The organism is Halorientalis brevis (assembly GCF_042678165.1).
In the GTDB taxonomy this organism is placed as follows: domain Archaea; phylum Halobacteriota; class Halobacteria; order Halobacteriales; family Haloarculaceae; genus Halorientalis; species Halorientalis brevis.
Genome location: NZ_JBHUDJ010000004.1, coordinates 1 through 17,228, shown reverse-complemented (window position 1 = coordinate 17,228; position 17,228 = coordinate 1). Strand labels below are relative to the sequence as shown.

The window sequence follows — 17,228 nt, the reverse complement described above, 5'->3', positions numbered from 1 at the left end:
ACTTCCCAGGCGGCTCGCTTCTCGGCTTCCCTACGGCACAGCGCAGGCTCGTAGCCTGCGCCATACCTAGCGAGCATCGTTAACGGCTGGGACTACCCGGGTATCTAATCCGGTTCGAGACCCCAGCTTTCGTTCCTCACTGTCGGATCCGTGCTCTCGAGGTGCTTTCGCCATCGGTGGTCCGTTCAGGATTATAGGATTTCACTCCTACCCCGAACGTACCCCTCGAGTCTCCCGGTCCCAAGCCGAGCAGTTTCCGCCGGACGCCTGCCCATTAAGTGGGCAGATTTCCCGACGGACTTGCTCGGCCAGCTACGAACGCTTTAGGCCCAATAAGAGCGGCCATCACTCGAACTGCCGGTATTACCGCGGCGGCTGGCACCGGTCTTGCCCAGTTCTTATTCGTACACCACCTTACGGTGTACAAAAGCGAGGACGATATGCCCTCGCACTCGGAGTCCCCCTATCGCACTGTCGTGCAGTGTAAAGGTTTCGCGCCTGCTGCGCCCCGTAGGGCCCGGTATCTTGTCTCAGATACCGTCTCCGGGTTCTCGCTCTCACGACCCGTATCGATTATCGGCACGGTGGGCCATTACCCCACCGTCTACCTAATCGACCGCAGCCACATCCTACAGCGCCGAAGCATTTCGAGCTCCCTGCATTCCAGCATGGGAGCTGTATTCGCGATTAGCCTCAGTTTCCCGAGGTTATCACGATCTATAGGGTAGTTTGGCCACGTGTTACTGAGCTATCCGCCACGAGTCTAAACTCGTACAACTAGCATGGCTAAGTCGGACTCCGATAGCAATGGCCTCCGGCAGGATCAACCGGAATGGTTCCCCAATCATGGGGGGCTGGCGGAGACACGCTATGTCTCTGTCCGTCATTCGGTGATAATACATCACCGAACTGTCAGGGCTCACATCAGATCCCATCTGTACGGCCAGACCGCAGGGGTGGAATCCTCATCTCTCGAAGCGCTGCGGAGCAGCACCTCTGTCACGTGTCATCATCGGCGAGCCGACCTCGCCTAGAGTGTCGATGGCGTAGCGGCCTGAGGCCGCTGGCCGCCATCTGCCGCGTACATTACCTCCGATGGGGGTGGTACATAAATACCCGTCGATAGAGACGGCCATTGGTAAACCAGGTCATATCAAAGGACAGTAGTTCCCAATCAGTGCGACCTGCTGTGCATCTTCGCACGGTCCCGGTCAGTCGAGCTTCGACGACCCCTGGGATCGTCAGTCACCGTGGGTCGGCCACCATCGACTCGCTGACTCTCTCTGAATGGTCCAGGATAATTTAGTGCATCTTCGCGCGCACGACGCGCGCGAAACCGAGATGCCGAGACGAGGCACCGCTCCACCGCCGTAATCCCCGTATACTCATTCGGCTGCGAGCCGAGAGAGTTCGAAGATGGACGGTCCGAATCCCGAGGATCGTGGAGAGCAAAGAGCGGGCACTGCCCACGGGGACGCCGAGAGAACAGACGATCGTATGCTCTCACCCCCAACGGTCGACGACGCAGGGCGGCTCGGCCTCTCGATGACACTACTGACGGGCGTGTTGCTCGCACTCGGGTATTATGGAGTCCAGAGTGTGGCCGAAGACGGACTCGGGAGAGCGATCCCCACGCCATTTTACATGCTCGCGCTTGCGCTGGTGTTCGTGGTCGAGATGACGCGGAATCCGTCGATCGACGCACGCGGACTCGCCCGTGCCGTCGGCGTCACTGCTGTGTACGGGACGCTGGTCATCCTCGCAATCGAGGGCGGCGCATATCTCTGGACACGTCCGGCGGCTGCACTGGACGAGTTTGCTGGTGTCGGAGTCCTCGCCGTCTCACTGGTGGTTGCCGTTCTCGTCTACGTCGGGTACCTGTCGCTCGTTCGGTGATGCGGTGTCACAGCGGCGATGAGACACGCTTCCCCTCCAGCACGGTGGATCGTGGGAACCGGCAGAATAGGCCGCAAATCCCACGAGAACCGAGAATTGCCGGAACCCATCCGGGTGTGAGGGGTCCCAGGTGATCCCTGGGGTATCGTCGACAGCAGCCAGGAATGGATGGCGTGGCAGTCGGACCCCTCGTCGGTGGGGCCGAACACGAAACACCCTCCGACGCCTCGTCCCTTAGACGAGGGAATGAGAACTGTCGGCAGAGAGGCGGTCGTCCAGGTTAGTGTGTCGTGCTAGTCGTCCGAGACGGTCGTCTGACTCGTCGTCCCCGCCTGCTCGACTGCCGACTGGCGGACCTCGAACTCGTCGACGAGCGTGTTCAGGTCGTCTGCGAGGTCGGAGACCGACTGGACGTTGTCGGCGACGGTCTCGATCGAGGTCGTCTGTTCTTCGGACGCCGCGGACACGTTGCTGGCCTCCGCCGCGGTTTCCTCGCTCACGCTGCTGACCTCGTCGACCATCGACACGACCTCTTCAGTCGAGGCCGCCTGGTCGTCCGTGGCGTCGCTGATCTCCTGGACGCCGTCTTCGGCCTCCGCGACGGCCTCCGCGACGTCGTCGAACCGACCGATCGCCTCCTGGATGGTGTCCGCGCTGCTGTCGACGCGGTTCCGCATCTGCTCCATGTCAGAGACGGTCTCCCCGGTCGTCGACTGTATCTCGGAGATGAGCGAACTCACCTCTTCGGCCGCGTCGCCGGCCTCGTTCGCCAGTTGCTTGATCTCGTCTGCGACGACGGCGAACCCTTCGCCGGCCTCCCCGGCACGAGCGGCCTCGATAGAGGCGTTCAGCGCCAGGATGTTCGTCTGTTCGGCGATGTCCGTGATCAGCTGGACGATCTCGCTGATCTCGTCCATCTCGGACTTGAGGTCGTCGACCTGTGCGGCGGCCTGCTCGGTCTCGCGTTCGATCTCTTCGATCTCGTCGGTCGCGTCTGCGGCCTCGTCGCGCCCGGCCTCCGCACGCTCGCTCGCCTTCTGGACGGTGTCGACCACGACGTCTGCGGAGGAGGCGATCTCCTCGACGGTCGCGGACATGTCGTTCATCTCGCTGGCGACCTCCTGGAGGTTCTCGGACTGGGCTTCGGTGCCGTGTGAGATCTCCTGGGCCGACTGTGCGACTTCCTGGCTCGCCGTCTCGATCTCGTCGGTGGTGGCGGCCACCTCGTCGCTCACTTCGTCGACCTGCTGGGCGATCGACTGGACGCGGGCGATGCTCTCGTCGACAGCGGAGAGTCCCTCGTCGAGACTCGTCATCACGTCGCCGTAGGCCCCCGGCAGGTCGGTGTTCAGCTGCTGGTCTAACTGCCGGTCACGGAGGTTCTCACTCGCGACGCGCAGCTGGTCGAAGCTCTCCGAGAGCTGGGTCAGGCCGGTGTCCAGTTCCGACATCACGTCACCGTAGTCGCCGGGGAGATCGGTCTCCAGCCGCTGGTCCAGTTCGCCCCGGCGGACGTTCCTGCTCGCCCGGCTGATCTGGGTGAAACTGTCGGTCAGCTGATCGACGCCGGACTCCAGATCCTCCATGATCTCGCCGAACTTCCCGGGGAGGTCCGTCCGCAGGTCGCCGTCCAATCGGCCGCGCTTCAGGCGCTGGCTGACAGTCTCCAGTTCGTCGATCTGCTGGTTCAGGTTCGTCTGCATCGACTCGAAGGCGTCGACCATCTCGCCGATCTCGTCGTCTTCGGTGTCGACGTCGACGGTCTCGTCGAACTGCCCCTGGGACAGCGACTGCGCGTGGTCTTTGATGGCCACGATCGGTTTGGAGATTCGCCGCGACGCGAGGTAGCCGGCGACGGCGATAGCCAGCGCCGCCAGCGCCGCCAACAGGAGAATGAGGTCGCGTGCAGAGGACGCTTCGCTGTTCAACTCGGCCCCGAGCGCCGCAATAGGGTCCGTGATGTCCCGCTCGGGCACCGTCGCGACGAGCGTGAACTGCCTGTCGCCGACGTCGATCGGCGCGTACGCGACGTACCGCGTCGAGTTGTTCTCGCCGCTCGCGCGCGTGTGCGTCGTCAAGCCGGTCTCGCCGGCGAGCATCCGATTCTCGGCGATGCCAGCGAGTTCCTGGCCGTACTCGCCGGTCGTCACGTCGACCCGCTGGTCCACCAGTGATCGCTCCGGGTGACTGACGATCTGGCCCCCGTCGTTGAGAACGTAGAGATGTCCGCCGTCGCCGACAGTGACCCGGTTGGTGATCTGGGTGACGACCGAGTAGTTGAACTGGACCGCGAGGACGCCCTCGAACGAGCCGTTACTGTACACGGGCGTGGCGATGAACATTCGCTCTTTGTCGTCCGTGGTCTGAACCGTCCCGAAGTAGGTCTCTCCGTCAAGGAGCGTCTTGGCCTCCCGGAACCAGGTCCTGTTGGCGTACGACGTCTCGGTGTCGGAGTTGCTGACGATCTCGCCGTCGTTCCACTGCGTGTGGACGACCTCGTTCCCGTCAGCGTTCGTGAGGACGATCTGCTCGTAGGCCGCGTACTCGTCGTCGCCGACGGAGATCGTCCGCGTCTGCAGGTTCCGCTCGAAGGAGTCCGCCAGATTCGACCTGGTGTCTGCCACCGCGGTCTCCTGGAGCTCGTAGTAGTACACGTTCGGGCTCAGGACCCAGTCGAACGGTTCGTAGTACGTGTAGGCGATGAACTTCAACTCCTCCGGATTCCCCGCCTGGGTCGTGTCCTCCCACTCGTACTCGGCGATGCCCCACGTCTCGCCGTTCCTGATCGTCGAATTCGACTGAACACTGGACTCGATGCCGTCGAAGACGGCCAACCCGGCTTGCTCTCTCAGGTCGTACCCGTCGTCGAGGCTGTGGTGGACGACGACGGTGGACGTGTCGGATTCGACGATGTAGGTGTAGCCAGTATCGCCGATGTATCCCGGCTGGAACGAGCCGGTCATGGTCCCGCCGGGGGCCGTGCCGTCACCGGTCGTCCCGGCGATCAGCTCCTCGACTTCGCGCTCGACGCGCCGCTGCTCGGCCGGGGAGAGGTCCTCCCACTCGGCGTTCGGGTACTCCCGTTCCATCACCAGCAGGTGCGCGTTCTGCACCGCGCTCCGCATCTGGAGAGACATATAACCGAGTTGCTTCTGGCTCGAGCGCTTGACCAGTTTCATCGCCCCCTGCTTGGCGGCAAGGTAGTTGTTCATTGTTGAGGAATCCGCGAGCGCTCGAACGTCGACCTCGCGAGCGTTGATCTGGTTCTGTATCTCCTGTTGTCTCGCCTGAACGCTACTGTTCAACTCATCAGTCATTTGACTTTCGAGTTGGTCGGCACTCTGGGCCTGTGCGTGCTGGTTCATTCCAGCCATACTCTCTGTCGACGTGTACCCAACGGCAGCGAGCGGCACCAACGATATCACGAGGAATAATGTGATAAGCTTGAATTTCAACTGCATTGATCTAAGTTGCATAGCCCATCCGACCCCCTCCATATATGAATTGTGCATTTGTCAACAGCATTGTCTGATCGGAGAAATCGTGCCCCCTGAGCCCCCAAACCATAGTTATCAACTACAACAATATTTCATAAACGGTTGATCTCTTCAGAAGTTGACGCTATTAGAATATAATTATTCGAACGTTCACCGAGCACAGAAGTGCACGGATCGAGAACAACCCCGGACTGGCCAGAAAGGTTCGACGTGTGGTCTCGGCCTGTCGGTGCTATTTCGACCTAGCCTTCAAAGCTGAGCAATCGAAGCAAGCAACGTACCCGCTGCCAGGTCCAAGGCCAGATGCGCCGCCCGTTGGCGCAGACCCAAACACGGGAGACTGCTCATCCAGACTCCCGCCATCTCGCATGTCTTTCACCGGCTCTTCACACTGCGTTTCAGGTCGACTAGCGACAGAACTAGCTCCCCGCCGCGACCAACGGAGTGTGACAGCACGTCCACTGACGGCGTAAAGGTGGTACATCCGCCAACCCGGCCAGCCGCGGCCGTGCCGTTGCAGACGGACCCCAGGGCGATTGCAGCCGTCTTCAGGCAGTGGCGGAAGGATAAGGCCAGGGGACATTGTCTACGCGGTCGGTGTGGCCGTCGCTCCGGAGACTCGCAGCGAGTGACAACTCACGGGAGGAACCCACACTGGCGAAACACACGGCCGAGACGTGTATCCGTACCGTCCACACGTGGTCAGAGATGCCACCCTGGCATGCCTCCGACGGCTGGCCCACGATGCGGACGTTTGCCATCCCCACCCTCCACAGAACCCACCAGCACTGGGTCGCACTGGACACACCCGATTTCGAGTGTAAATCCAGCCGAAAGTCGCTCTCGCCGCCAGGAATTGGGGTCGGTCCCGTACCCAACCACGCCCCTCCCAGGCACAACAGCTTCTGGTTGTGGCACCCAAGAACCCCGTATGGAGCTCACAGTGTACGGACCGCTTCGGGCAGCAACCGGTGACAAGACAGTGGACGTCACCGTGAACGGGGAGACGGCAGGCGACGTCATCGACGCGTTCGTTGCGGCGTATCCGCGCGCAGCCGCACAACTCGAGGACAGTGAGGGACGCCTCCGTCCGAGCGTCCGAATACTGGTCGATGGCGACCAGGCGGCCGTGGAGGACCACCTCCCACCTGACCCAACAGTCGCCCTCTTTCCCGCGATGCGGGGCGGCTGACACCGCAGCGACTGGCCGCTGCCCTCAGAGATCGTACTGCTCGCGGACCGTCGCCGCGAGGCCGTTCTCTTCGAGCAGTTCCATCGGGGCCAGCATCGAGAGCTGGACCACGCCGGGAAGCCGAGCGATCTCGACGCCACCGGTGAAGGTACAGCGTGCCCGAACTTCGCCTTCAGTCATCCCGAACAGCGTGCCGGCTCGGGCAAACGCGTTCTCGGTTGCGTCGTTGATGGTTGCCCCGGAGCCGATGATCTGGATCGGGGCTGCATCGGCGACGTCGTCGACGTCGTATTCGTCGGCGAGGGCGTCGCCCGCCGCTCGTTCCGCGTCCGTGTACGGCTTGGCGATGTGCGGCAAGTCCGATTCGTTCGGAAGCAGGAGGGGGCCGTCCAGATCCAGCCCTTTGATCACCTCGACTTCGAGTTCGGTGTGGCCGCTGACGTCCGTCGTATGGAGGGAGAGTTCGCCGTCGCCCTGGTTGGCGTGGAGGTCACCGACGTAGAGGCCGGCCCCCTCGATTGCAACCGGACAGATGAGCGTGGCGCCAGGCCGGACGGCGTTGGAGTCCATGTGGCCGTCAGTGCGCGCCTCGAGTGCCGCCTCGTCCGGTAGCCCCCAGTCGTGCTCAGCCCCGATCAGGAACTGCCCGAAGTCCCCGGCGTTATGTGAATCCGGGAGTTCGACCGCCGGCGTCGTTCCGATGTTCCCGATGAACGGCCGCAGGTGTCCGAGCGTCCCGGGAATCTCGTCTGGCTTGTACAGGAGGATCGGATGCTGTCGCGAGTTCTCCGGCAGCGCCATGGCGTCTGCAGCACGGTCAGCGAGGGCGTCCGCACCGTCCGCCCCGACTGTCAGGCCCACGGTCCGGTCGTCGTCGAAGGCCACAGTGTACCCGAACTCGAAGCCGAACGAGGACGCGTTCGTCCCACACTCCGCACAGCGAATCGAGTCCTCACCAGTCCCCTCGACGACCGTCTCGGGCCAGGGCGTCCCACACTCGGGGCAGACGTGATCGACGAACGGATCGCTGCCGAAGGCAGCGTCGCGTTCGGCCATACTTCCCGTACTCGTGGCGACGCTCGTCACGTCGAGGTCCGTGATCCGGACGACGAGTGCATCACCCGGCTCTGCGTTCTCGACTCGGATCGGTCGTGTGACTTCGTGGCCACCACGAAACTCGGGCGTAATCATCGGCCCCCAGCAGGCGGGTGGCGTGTGTGTCCGCACAGTCCCGCCATCAGCCACCGTCCCAGCCCATTCCTGGTCCGGTCCGACGAGTCCCAGCGTGTACTGATCGACAGTGAGTTCCTGTTGGATCTGTTCCGACATACGACACCATACGGCACGGCGAGTAATAAACTACGCAGGCACTGTGTTGTCGCCGGATCTGAACAGCTAGAGGCACCCCGACACCAGGGGAGTTCCAGAGAGGTCCCGAAAACCGGTCACGCCCTTGCGGTCCAACCAAGTTCCAGGGGGAGTTAGATCACGGCGGGCACGAGGGACGGAGGATCGGCCCGTGCGTCGTCCGACTGTCAGGAGACACCAGTCTCCTGCTGTTGGGCCGACACGAGGCTGCGTGTTCCGGACGCCAGTCAGTTACTCCACCCATCGTACGAAACCAGATCGGAGAGTCTGTCCGCTACTCACGCTTTTAAAGAGCGATCTGCAAAACGATCGACATTGAACTGGTCTTTTGAGGCACGGTTCGTGTGAGTCTGCCAGAGTGAATACGTTTGATATATATCTAATAGATAATGTATTATCAGCTCTATCGAACCTTTTTTGGCCACAAATTTGGTATATTCGTTTTATCGGTCATGCGCCAGCAACGGAGCGCCCAAGACGCGGAACGCTTGCTCTATCAGTTTGCAGCAACTGATCCCGATATTCTGTGGATGTTCTCGCCGGACTGGAGCGAGTTGCAGTTCGGTGACGAGGCCTACGAAGAGGTGTGGGGCCGGTCGTTAGACAGATTGGAAGAGAACCCGACGGACTTCCTCAACGGGATCCATCCGGATGACCGCGACAGCGTGCGGACGGCAATGGAGAGACTCTCGAACGAGACGCCCGTCGAGCTGGAGTGTCGCGTCACCCACAGTGAGAAGCAGGCACAGCGGGAGGTGTGGTTCGAGGGAAAACCCGTGTATGACGAGGCTGATGAGTTCGTCGCGATCGCGGGCTACGTCAGAGATATTACCGACCGAAAGCAGTACAAGCGCCGATTGGAGCACACGAACGACCGCCTGGAGACGTTCAATAGCTTCCTGTCGCACGACCTCAAAAACCAGCTCCAGATCGCGAAGAGCTATCTCGACATCGCACAGGACAACAGTTCAGACGACGCTCTCGACCGCGTCGGGGAAGCGCTCGACAGGATGAACGAGATGACCACAGAAGTCCTCGAACTGCCACGGTTAGGGTTCGATTCGATAGAACGGGACGCCGTGTCGCTGCAGCATCTCGCGGAGGACGTTTGGGACGGTATCGACAGTGCGGAAACAGAACTGATCTTCGAGGAAGACGTGACGCTCGACGTCGACGACGGGCTCTTCCGCAACGTTCTCGAGAACCTCTTCAGAAACGCGGTCGTCCACAACGATGCACCGGTGACGGTTCGAATCGGTCCACTGCCCGACGAACAGGGATTCTATCTCCAAGACGACGGGGCCGGGATACCGCCTGCCGAGCGTGAGAGTATCTTCGAGTTCGGCTATTCGACGAGCGGAAGCGGCATTGGATTGGCGCTCGTTCGGGAGATCGTCGAGATCCACGACGGGACGATTTCCGTCGGCGACGCCGCGTCCGGAGGCGCTCGCTTCGAGATCCAGGGAATCACCCCGACGTGAGAACCCGACAGTTGTTCGCAACCGATATCGACTCGCGCCCGAGCTGTGGCTCCAGACGTCTGCGAACGGTTGGAGACCTCACAGAGAAGGTTCAAGTCGACCAGTCCCACAGGTCAATGTAATGCAGGTTTTCTCCTCTCGATCGGCGCTCCGACGTGGCCTGGTGAGGCTCAGCCTGCTCCTTGCGGCACTTCTCGCCCTGTACGTCGGCGCTCGGCAGTACGCGCCGTTCATTTTCGATGCCGAGGCCCTTCGCGAGTGGATCCGTCAGTTCGGCGTCTTCGCGCCGCTCGTATTCATCGTCATCCAGGCCGCGCAAGTCGTCGTCGCTCCCATCCCGGGGCAGATCGTCGCCCTCGCCTCGGGATACGTGTTCGGGCCAGTCGCCGGAACGGTGTACAGCCTCGTCGGCGTCCTCCTCGGGAGCGCAGTCGCGTTCAGCCTCGCCAGCCGGTTCGGGCGACCCGTCGTCGAACAACTCCTCCACGAGGACGTGCTGGCTCGCTTCGATGGGTTCGTCGACCGGGTGGGTCTGCCCGGACTGCTGGCGTTCGTCATCATCCCCGGCCTCCCGGACGACGCGATCTGTTTCCTGAGTGGCCTCACGAAGTGGCGCCTCCGGACGTTTCTCGCGATCATCACCATCGGTCGCCTGCCCGCGTACGTCATCACCGTCTACGCGGGCGGTGAGCTAGCGGCTGGGCAGGTCACCACGGCAGGAGTCCTTCTCGCAGCCGTCATCGTCGCCTCTGTCATCGGCTACTACAAACAGGATGCGATCCGAACGGCGATCACACGGCTCGGGTCCTGAGTCCACAATTAGTCAACTCCGTGTCCGCGGTCTGGACGAGCGATACCTCGAAAAAGGGGAACCGTGGTCAGTTACTCTGCGTCGTTACTCCGCGTGATATCGTACTCGAACTGCATGGCGTTCTCGGGCGTGATCTCGGCTGTCCACGAGCCGGCAGCGGGATCTGAGACCCGGTAGACGAACTGTTGCTCGGCACTCCGCGTCGAGTACTCGCCCTCTTTGGGCTGGGTCGGGTTCGCGTCGTCGGCCAGGCTGACGTGGCCGCTCGTGGAACGCTCGACCCGTTCGGCGTCGATTTCCGTGCCGTTCGGTGAGACGAGCGTCACGTCGAAACTCGGCGACGGGAGATCGTCCGTTTGCGCCCGGTCGTAGGTCGAGAGCGTGAGCGTCACGTCCTCGACGCCGTCAACGACCTCGAACTCCCGCTCGAAGGCGTCGGTCGGCTCTTCCCAGACTTCGACGTTGAGGTTGACGCGCTGCCAGTAGTCGTTCCGGTCGGGGCGGGCCGGGTCCTGCAGTCCCAGTTCGATTTCGGCGTCGTAGCGGCCGCGGTCCGCATCACTGGGCGGTGAGATCGTCACTTCGACGGTTTCCGTCTCGCCCGGTGCGATCTCGGTGGGCGCCGTGATGTCGAACCACGATTTCTCGAGCGGTTGGCTCCCACTCGGACGGCGGGTGCGCTCCTGCACGTTGACCTGCGGGTTCAGGGGCACTGCCTGGTCACCGGAGTTCTCGACGACGATCTCGTGGGTCGTCGTGCCGCCGGCTTTTGCCTGAGTGTGCCCGTAGCTGCCCGAGGTGATCGTCACGGTGGGCTGCTTGTAGACCTCCAGATGGAGGTTTGCAGCGTGAACCGGGCGCGCAGGCCGACCCGGATAGGAGATCTTCTCGTCGGTGAACGCGAGAGATCCGGTGTAGCGACCGAGTTCTGCGTCGTCGGGGATCTCGATCGTCGCGTTGACGGTCACCGTCTCGCCCTCCTCGAGGGTGAGTTCCTCGTCACTGATGGAGACCCACTCGGCTTTGATCGGCGGTTCGCCGACCTTGGGCGTGTACAGATGCGGGGTGATGGTGACCTCGTCATCTTCGCCGTTTTCCACCTCGACACTGACAGTCTCGGACTCGCCCGGCTTCAGGTCCAGGCTCCGATACTGTTCGTCAACGTACAACTGCGTGTAGTTCGTCGACGCAGCGCTCTGTTGGGGTTGCGTCGCGGGAGTAACTTGCTGGGGACTATTCGACTGTGGACCAATTCCTGCGACAGCAGCCGGGACGACCACGACTGCTGCGAGCAGGAGTGAGAGGATCGTACTTCGATTCATGGTTGGAGGACTCCGCCTACCCGGAGAGTGTCTGGGCGGCTGAGGAGTCAAATCGATGATTATTACGCATCGTATGAAATGATTTCGGTGTTATACTTTCCGGCAATCACCTCTTCGAGATCGGACACGGCGAACTGTATTCCGGGTCGTGTCGGTCGATTGGATCCGATACTGTCGACGTGGGCGCAATACACACCGAATGCGGCCGTCTAGAACTGTGTGCAAGAGACAACGAACTGCCGACTCGACGGGAACCTGATTCGACGGAAGTTCTATCAGGGAGTCCTGATCGCGACGTCCGTCACATTCGACGTGCGGGTCACCGTCGCTGACGCCGCATTCCGGCGAGTCGTCTCCCAATCCGTCACGTCCGTGACCGATCCGTTCGCGAGATCGACAGTGACCGTATATTTCAGCTCTCGTGAATCGTCGACGCCAGGCTGTCTGATTCGAACCGAGGCGCGGTCTTCGACGTAAGTGGGGTCACGCTCGATGGTTACCGTCCCCGAGTCGTTCCGTTCGAGAGCCGTCTCCCGGACCGTGAACTCATCGCCCGTCTGATTGATTTCGACAACGGTCGTGTATCGACGCTGGCTGACTGAGGAGACGTTCAACTTCTGGATCGGCTTCACGGTCAGTTCGTACGCCGCCAGTGCATCGAGTTCGCGCTGAACCGTGTCGTTGGCCACTGCGATCTCGCGCGCACGCTGGCGCTCAGTCTCCGTCAGCGCCTGGTCGTCAGTCGTCCGAAGCGTGAAATGACCGGTGTCCGTCTCTTCGATCGAGATTTCCCGTACGTCAGAGACGTTATCGACGACGACTGTTGATTCGCCACCGGCCGAGAACGTGACGTTCTCCTCGGAGACGACGAATTCTCCCGAGGAGCCCGCGTCGGCAATCGGCTTCGTCACGCCGAACGCAACGCCCACCCCGGCAAGGCCGATCCCGATGACGACGAGGCCGACGAGGACGACGAGGCGGACTCGAACGAGTTGATTCATTGTAGAACTAGTGGCTGAAAACCCTCATCAAAGCCGGGGTGAAACGCGTTCGGAACTGATTTCAAACGCGTTTCACGCGCGTTTCACGGCCGCTCGCGACCATGTAGACCGACATACATAAAGTCCCGCTGTTGGAAGTGCGACTATGGATTTCCGGCCCCTCCACCATACGCATCTGCTGGCGGCTGTCGTCTTCGTCGCTGCCGTCCTCGTGTTGGCAGTCCAGTTAATTACCCCCTCTCCAGTCGTGGTGTCGCTCGGAGAGAACGGCACACAGACGACCAGCGTCGGCCAGTACTTCACCTACAGCGAGGTCTCGATCGTCGTCGTCGCCGCCTTCGCCGCTGGCGTCAGCGGGACGTATCTCGTCTTGCACGATCAGGCGCACGTGCTCGCATCGCAGTCCCCGCCCCCGACGCGAACGGCTGCCCGTTCGCGTGCGGAGACCAATGGTAGTGGGACGACGCGGGCTCACTCCGCCAGTACCGCGGAAAAAGGGCCAGCAGACGAGGACCGCTGGGAGGAGACGCTCGACAAACTCGCGAACAACCAGGAGACCATCTATCAGTTAGTGCTCGAAGCCGACGGGACGTTGCCCCAGCGGGAACTCGTCGAGGAGACCGATCTCTCGAAGGCGACCGTCAGTCGAACCCTCGACAAACTGGAGAATCGAGGGCTCGTAGAGCGACGGCGGAACGGAATGGGAAACACGATTCACCTCCAGTGAGCGTGCACGCCCGCGACGTCAGGGCCGCGTTACTCGTTGCCGTTCGCTGTGAAAAACCACCTGAAACGGCCGTTACGGGCATTTCAGACGGGTTCCGAACCTGTTTCCAATCAAGGACTTTGAGGTCTTTCAGACAACGTGTGACCGAGGCGAGCCGGGACGAACGGCCCTGGGTTCCCCGCCACGAGGCACGTCGAACGGCCCTCTCGTCGCGGTTCGCCCGTCAAACTCGACCAACCATGCGACAGAAAGCACTCACACTCGCGGTCGCGGCACTGCTCGCTCTCGGAGCGAGTGGCGTCGTCGCCGCCACGATGGACGGTTCGACGGCCGACGCGGCGTCGGCCGATGTATTGCCCGCCAACTACACTGTCGACGTCACCAATCCAGAGATGGTGAGCGACGAGGCTGCCGACACGGCGATCGAGACGGCCTGGGCGAACGAAGACGTCCGGAGCCACTTCGACGACGGTGCAGCCGTGCACTTCGACCTCTGGGCGTCGGAACTGGACGACGGGGTGATCCACGTCAGCGTCGCCCCGATGGACGATCCCGACGACACGCGCGTGATCGCCGACGTCGCGCTCGATCAGGAGACTGTCACGTCGGTCGACGAGCCGGTGACGCTCAACGTCTCGAGCGCGATGTCGATCAATGCCAGTGAGACCGACGTCGTCTCAGTCGACGGGTCGGAATACGAACTGCGCCGCGACGACTCGGCTGGTGAGGAAAACGCCACGCGGCTGACCGCTGACCAGGCCGTCCAGATCGAACTCAACGAGAGTTCGATCGAACGGCGTGGAAACGGAACGTTCACCATCGAGATCGACGACTAAGCGGCTTGGAAACACATTTTTTCACGGAGTGGCGTGCGGTGCTGCCGGTGGGACGTTCGACGCCCAGTGGGGTGTGATTCGTCTGTGAGACCGAGCACAGCGTGGCGCGCCGACACCGTGGGACGCGGTGACACAAATCGCCGTTTGTCCTTCCTGAAGGACTTTCACCGGTGGTGATGAAAGCAGGACTATGACGCGACGAGCACTCGTACTCGTAGCCCTCGCAGCAGTCGTGCTGGCGGGGTGTCTGGGCGGACCTGGTACAGAAACGACGACCGAACCGACGGACGGTAACGAAACGGCCACCGTTTCGAGCGAGCAGATCCCCGGCGTCTCGGAGGGATCGCTGGCAAACGCGACGGCGCTGGCAGCGGCGAACGAAGCCAGTCTCAGCGAGACCGGCGGTGCCGTCCGGGTTCGCCAGGGGAGTGCGTCCGGGGAGGCGTCGGTCCAACTCGTGGTCGGTGCCGACCTCGCGACGTACAAACTGACGAGTTCGCGAACGGCGGGCACTGAGGCAGTCGACGTCGAAATCTGGAGTAACGAGACGACGCGAGTCATGCGAATGGAGTCCAACGGGGACTACAACTACCGGACGGCCGAGCGGCGCGACGACCGACTGGCCGTCCTCCAGAGCGTCGAAGAGTTCCTCGCAGCCGGGAACTTCACGGTCGCGAACGAGTCGACCGGCGACGGGACGGTCGTCCTCACCGCCGACGAGTTCGCATCGGCGACTGAGGATCACGGGCCACTCGCGGCCGACAGTTCGTTCACTGGCCGGCTCGTCGTCGGTGAGTCCGGTCTGATCCACAATCTCTCAGTCGCCGCGGCCGACGATCGAGGGGCGGGGTCGTACAACTACGAACTGCTGCGGACGGGCGTCGACCGTGCGGCCAAGCCGGACTGGTTCGACGACGTGCCAGCGAGTGCGACGCTGCAGCCCCAACTCCGCGTAGACGTCGAGAACAGTTCGTATCTCGCCGTTCGGAACGACGGTGGCGATCGCGTCCCGAGCAACACCACCATCAGCGTCACCTCGAACAACACGACCGCCACGGCGGTCCTCGACGCGTCGCTCGACGCCGGTGACACTCAGTACGTCTACGTCGACGCGACGACCGGAGCTCTCCGAGTGACTGCTGACCGACCGGCTGCGGAAACTGTCGATCCCGTCACCAGTCCGATTTCGGTCGGCATTACGACCGACGACGGAGCCTCCCTCTACAGTGGCTCGATGGCCTGGAGTTCCGAATCCGTTTCCGCACCGGCCAGCGGAGGCTCTAGCGGGAGTTCCGGCGGGAGCACGAGTGCGAGCAGTGGCAGCGCCAGTGGGAGCGGATCGAGTAGTTCTGGTAGTGCATGACGTCCTCCACGCCGTGAACGGAGAGGGACGAAGTCCCTCAAGCAGTCGGGCAAAGCCCGACGACGGCGCGTTCTTCCGGGGGATGGGACCCCCCGAACCACAGATCGAGGAGTCACTCGTCGTCCTCGAGGAAATCCCACTCCCGACGCCTGCGTTCTTCGTTCTCCAGGGATTGATTGTCGGGCTGACGATCAACGCCGTCGCAGCTCTCGGCGAGGAACTTGGCTGGTGCGGCCTCCTCCTGCGGGAACTCTCATCGCTCGGGTTCTGGCGCGTGTCGCTCGTGACGGGTCTCATGTGGTGCATCTGGCACGCGCCGCTCATCCTCCAGGGGCACAACTTCCCCGACGCCCCGTACGTGGGGGTCGTCGTAATGACTGGCTGGACGGTCGCTGCGACGCCGGTGTTTACGTATCTGACTGCTCGCGCCGAGTCAGTGCTCGCCGCGACCTTGCTACACGGGTCGTTCAACGCGGTGGCGTCCCTGTCGCTGGTCTATCTCACCGGAGCGGGCGCACTGATCGTCGGCCCGGTCGGTATCGCTGGGATCGGTGCCGGAGTGATCGCAACCGCTGCATGTGTCGTCCACGATCGGGACATCGCAACGACGCAACTGACGACGAGCGGGCCGATCAACACGTGGGAGTGACCACTCAGATCGAAGCAGAACGTCGCTCCAATGCGTCCAGTCCGTCGAGGCCAACCGATGACGCATCTGTGTCCCTCAACGCATCCTCGACACTGTCGAAATCAAGTCATACACAACACGGAGTGACTGAGACGTTCTCACCATTGGTGGACAATCATCGCATACGCAATCTTCTGAAAGGTGACAATACCACTAAAGCCTCGGCCACAGTGCCCTTACTTGATGAATGGTGCAACAGTGGGGTCTAAAATGGGAGAGTATTCAACGGTGGCCGAAAGAGTCGTTCAGATTATTGCAGCAGAGAAAGGACTGTCACCAGTCGAACTTGAACCACTGCACGACGTTGTCGACCCTGATGCACTGAATGCGCTCTTTGAATCAGTATCCGGGAATACGCGGACGTCGGGTCAGGTGAGCTTTCACTATCACGGGTACACTGTGACGATCTCGGCAAACGGTCAGATCGATCTCACGGAGGGGGAGTGACACGGAACTCTCGTGAGCAACAGGAACAGTGCATCTCACCTGACGGATTTCTACCGATATCAACCTGGGCGTAGAAAAGGTCTCTTTGGCGCAACTGCAATATTTGCTACCGCCAATATATCATAGTTCAATACAAGCCTTATATCTTATATGTAAGTGTATTGTGATGGCTTAGCAGTAGTGTGAATTTATGCACTTACAAGACGTAGTTTGTAATGATTAGCTCATAGTACGACAGTATTCAATAGTTATTTTTGATTTAATGGTCAAGATTGTCGTATTTCAAGTGCCAATGATCGAACCAGTATCTGTCTCGATACCTGATTTAATCCCCATATACAGCCGATATGCGATGGTTTCCTCGAATCGACGACACGGAAGTATAATTAACATATTTCGTATACGATTCCATATTTACCAGGTCTACGTCACTATACAGATGTGCTTTTCCTCCCTCTCAACAGAACGCGCAAATGGGGGTCTCCTTTAGCTAATTGCAGGCGGTAAGCCCCCTTCCTCAAGGAGCAACGCAGGGAGCGAAGCGACCGAGTAGCGCAGTAGGGAGGGGATACACCGCCGTCATCGTCTCTCTCACACGT

At 61.4% G+C, this 17,228-nt stretch carries 13 protein-coding genes and 1 rRNA gene; 9 read left to right on the top strand and 5 right to left on the bottom strand.

The window, feature by feature from the left end:
- Nucleotides 1-834, bottom strand: a 16S ribosomal RNA gene (locus tag ACFR9U_RS11730); the annotation flags it as partial.
- A gap of 663 nt (nt 835-1,497) precedes the next feature.
- Here ACFR9U_RS11730 and ACFR9U_RS11725 point away from each other — a divergent pair.
- Nucleotides 1,498-1,896, top strand: a complete 399-nt coding sequence (locus ACFR9U_RS11725) for a hypothetical protein (RefSeq protein ID WP_379814378.1) — start codon at nt 1,498-1,500, stop codon at nt 1,894-1,896.
- A 293-nt stretch (nt 1,897-2,189) separates the two neighbouring features.
- On the opposite strand, the gene ACFR9U_RS11720 is transcribed toward ACFR9U_RS11725, so the two are convergent.
- Nucleotides 2,190-5,270: a methyl-accepting chemotaxis protein gene (locus ACFR9U_RS11720; protein ID WP_379814376.1), complete on the bottom strand. Its 3,081-nt coding sequence runs from the start codon at nt 5,268-5,270 to the stop codon at nt 2,190-2,192.
- A 1,054-nt stretch (nt 5,271-6,324) separates the two neighbouring features.
- Between ACFR9U_RS11720 and ACFR9U_RS11715 the strand changes: the two genes are divergently transcribed.
- Nucleotides 6,325-6,585 carry a ubiquitin-like small modifier protein 1 gene (locus ACFR9U_RS11715; RefSeq protein ID WP_379814374.1) on the top strand — a complete coding sequence of 87 codons (261 nt, stop codon included), beginning with the start codon at nt 6,325-6,327 and terminating at the stop codon, nt 6,583-6,585.
- Between the two features lie 24 nt (nt 6,586-6,609).
- Here ACFR9U_RS11715 and ACFR9U_RS11710 read toward each other — a convergent pair whose 3' ends face one another.
- Entirely contained in the window at nt 6,610-7,914 is a 1,305-nt protein-coding gene (locus tag ACFR9U_RS11710; protein ID WP_379814372.1) for an acetamidase/formamidase family protein, read from the bottom strand.
- A 491-nt stretch (nt 7,915-8,405) separates the two neighbouring features.
- Here ACFR9U_RS11710 and ACFR9U_RS11705 point away from each other — a divergent pair, with 491 nt between their 5' ends.
- A complete protein-coding gene (locus tag ACFR9U_RS11705; protein ID WP_379814370.1) occupies nt 8,406-9,434 on the top strand; it encodes a PAS domain-containing sensor histidine kinase in 1,029 nt (342 codons plus the stop codon).
- A gap of 121 nt (nt 9,435-9,555) precedes the next feature.
- Nucleotides 9,556-10,245: a TVP38/TMEM64 family protein gene (locus ACFR9U_RS11700; RefSeq protein WP_379814368.1), complete on the top strand. Its 690-nt coding sequence runs from the start codon at nt 9,556-9,558 to the stop codon at nt 10,243-10,245.
- Between the two features lie 71 nt (nt 10,246-10,316).
- Here the strand turns inward: ACFR9U_RS11700 and ACFR9U_RS11695 are convergent, their stop codons facing one another.
- Together ACFR9U_RS11695 and ACFR9U_RS11690 are read right to left on the bottom strand one after the other, a co-directional pair.
- Nucleotides 10,317-11,567: a COG1470 family protein gene (locus tag ACFR9U_RS11695; protein WP_379814366.1), complete on the bottom strand. Its 1,251-nt coding sequence runs from the start codon at nt 11,565-11,567 to the stop codon at nt 10,317-10,319.
- Between the two features lie 275 nt (nt 11,568-11,842).
- Nucleotides 11,843-12,568, bottom strand: coding sequence for a hypothetical protein (locus ACFR9U_RS11690; RefSeq protein ID WP_379814364.1), 726 nt, complete (start codon nt 12,566-12,568; stop codon nt 11,843-11,845).
- Between the two features lie 145 nt (nt 12,569-12,713).
- Between ACFR9U_RS11690 and ACFR9U_RS11685 the strand changes: the two genes are divergently transcribed.
- The 5 genes from ACFR9U_RS11685 to ACFR9U_RS11665 all read left to right on the top strand — a co-directional run bounded on the left by ACFR9U_RS11685 (nt 12,714) and on the right by ACFR9U_RS11665 (nt 16,629).
- Nucleotides 12,714-13,295, top strand: coding sequence for a helix-turn-helix transcriptional regulator (locus tag ACFR9U_RS11685; protein ID WP_379814362.1), 582 nt, complete (start codon nt 12,714-12,716; stop codon nt 13,293-13,295).
- A gap of 239 nt (nt 13,296-13,534) precedes the next feature.
- Nucleotides 13,535-14,131, top strand: a complete 597-nt coding sequence (locus tag ACFR9U_RS11680) for a hypothetical protein (protein WP_379814360.1) — start codon at nt 13,535-13,537, stop codon at nt 14,129-14,131.
- Nucleotides 14,132-14,321: 190 nt separating this feature from the next.
- Nucleotides 14,322-15,494, top strand: coding sequence for a hypothetical protein (locus tag ACFR9U_RS11675; protein ID WP_379814358.1), 1,173 nt, complete (start codon nt 14,322-14,324; stop codon nt 15,492-15,494).
- Complete coding sequence (locus ACFR9U_RS11670; RefSeq protein WP_379814356.1) at nt 15,487-16,143, top strand: CPBP family intramembrane glutamic endopeptidase; 657 nt, start codon at nt 15,487-15,489, stop codon at nt 16,141-16,143. Before ACFR9U_RS11675 ends, ACFR9U_RS11670 begins: the two co-directional genes overlap by 8 nt.
- Nucleotides 16,144-16,365: 222 nt before the next feature.
- Nucleotides 16,366-16,629 carry a HalOD1 output domain-containing protein gene (locus ACFR9U_RS11665; RefSeq protein ID WP_379814354.1) on the top strand — a complete coding sequence of 88 codons (264 nt, stop codon included), beginning with the start codon at nt 16,366-16,368 and terminating at the stop codon, nt 16,627-16,629.
- Nucleotides 16,630-17,228: the final 599 nt, after the last annotated feature.

Bases quoted from the DNA above. Each gene is read 5' to 3' on its own strand.
- ACFR9U_RS11725 (WP_379814378.1), top strand. From the start codon at position 1,498: ATGCTCTCACCCCCAACGGTCGACGACGCAGGGCGGCTCGGCCTCTCG.
- ACFR9U_RS11720 (WP_379814376.1), bottom strand. From the start codon at position 5,270: ATGGCTGGAATGAACCAGCACGCACAGGCCCAGAGTGCCGACCAACTC.
- ACFR9U_RS11715 (WP_379814374.1), top strand. From the start codon at position 6,325: ATGGAGCTCACAGTGTACGGACCGCTTCGGGCAGCAACCGGTGACAAG.
- ACFR9U_RS11710 (WP_379814372.1), bottom strand. From the start codon at position 7,914: ATGTCGGAACAGATCCAACAGGAACTCACTGTCGATCAGTACACGCTG.
- ACFR9U_RS11705 (WP_379814370.1), top strand. From the start codon at position 8,406: ATGCGCCAGCAACGGAGCGCCCAAGACGCGGAACGCTTGCTCTATCAG.
- ACFR9U_RS11700 (WP_379814368.1), top strand. From the start codon at position 9,556: ATGCAGGTTTTCTCCTCTCGATCGGCGCTCCGACGTGGCCTGGTGAGG.
- ACFR9U_RS11695 (WP_379814366.1), bottom strand. From the start codon at position 11,567: ATGAATCGAAGTACGATCCTCTCACTCCTGCTCGCAGCAGTCGTGGTC.
- ACFR9U_RS11690 (WP_379814364.1), bottom strand. From the start codon at position 12,568: ATGAATCAACTCGTTCGAGTCCGCCTCGTCGTCCTCGTCGGCCTCGTC.
- ACFR9U_RS11685 (WP_379814362.1), top strand. From the start codon at position 12,714: ATGGATTTCCGGCCCCTCCACCATACGCATCTGCTGGCGGCTGTCGTC.
- ACFR9U_RS11680 (WP_379814360.1), top strand. From the start codon at position 13,535: ATGCGACAGAAAGCACTCACACTCGCGGTCGCGGCACTGCTCGCTCTC.
- ACFR9U_RS11675 (WP_379814358.1), top strand. From the start codon at position 14,322: ATGACGCGACGAGCACTCGTACTCGTAGCCCTCGCAGCAGTCGTGCTG.
- ACFR9U_RS11665 (WP_379814354.1), top strand. From the start codon at position 16,366: ATGAATGGTGCAACAGTGGGGTCTAAAATGGGAGAGTATTCAACGGTG.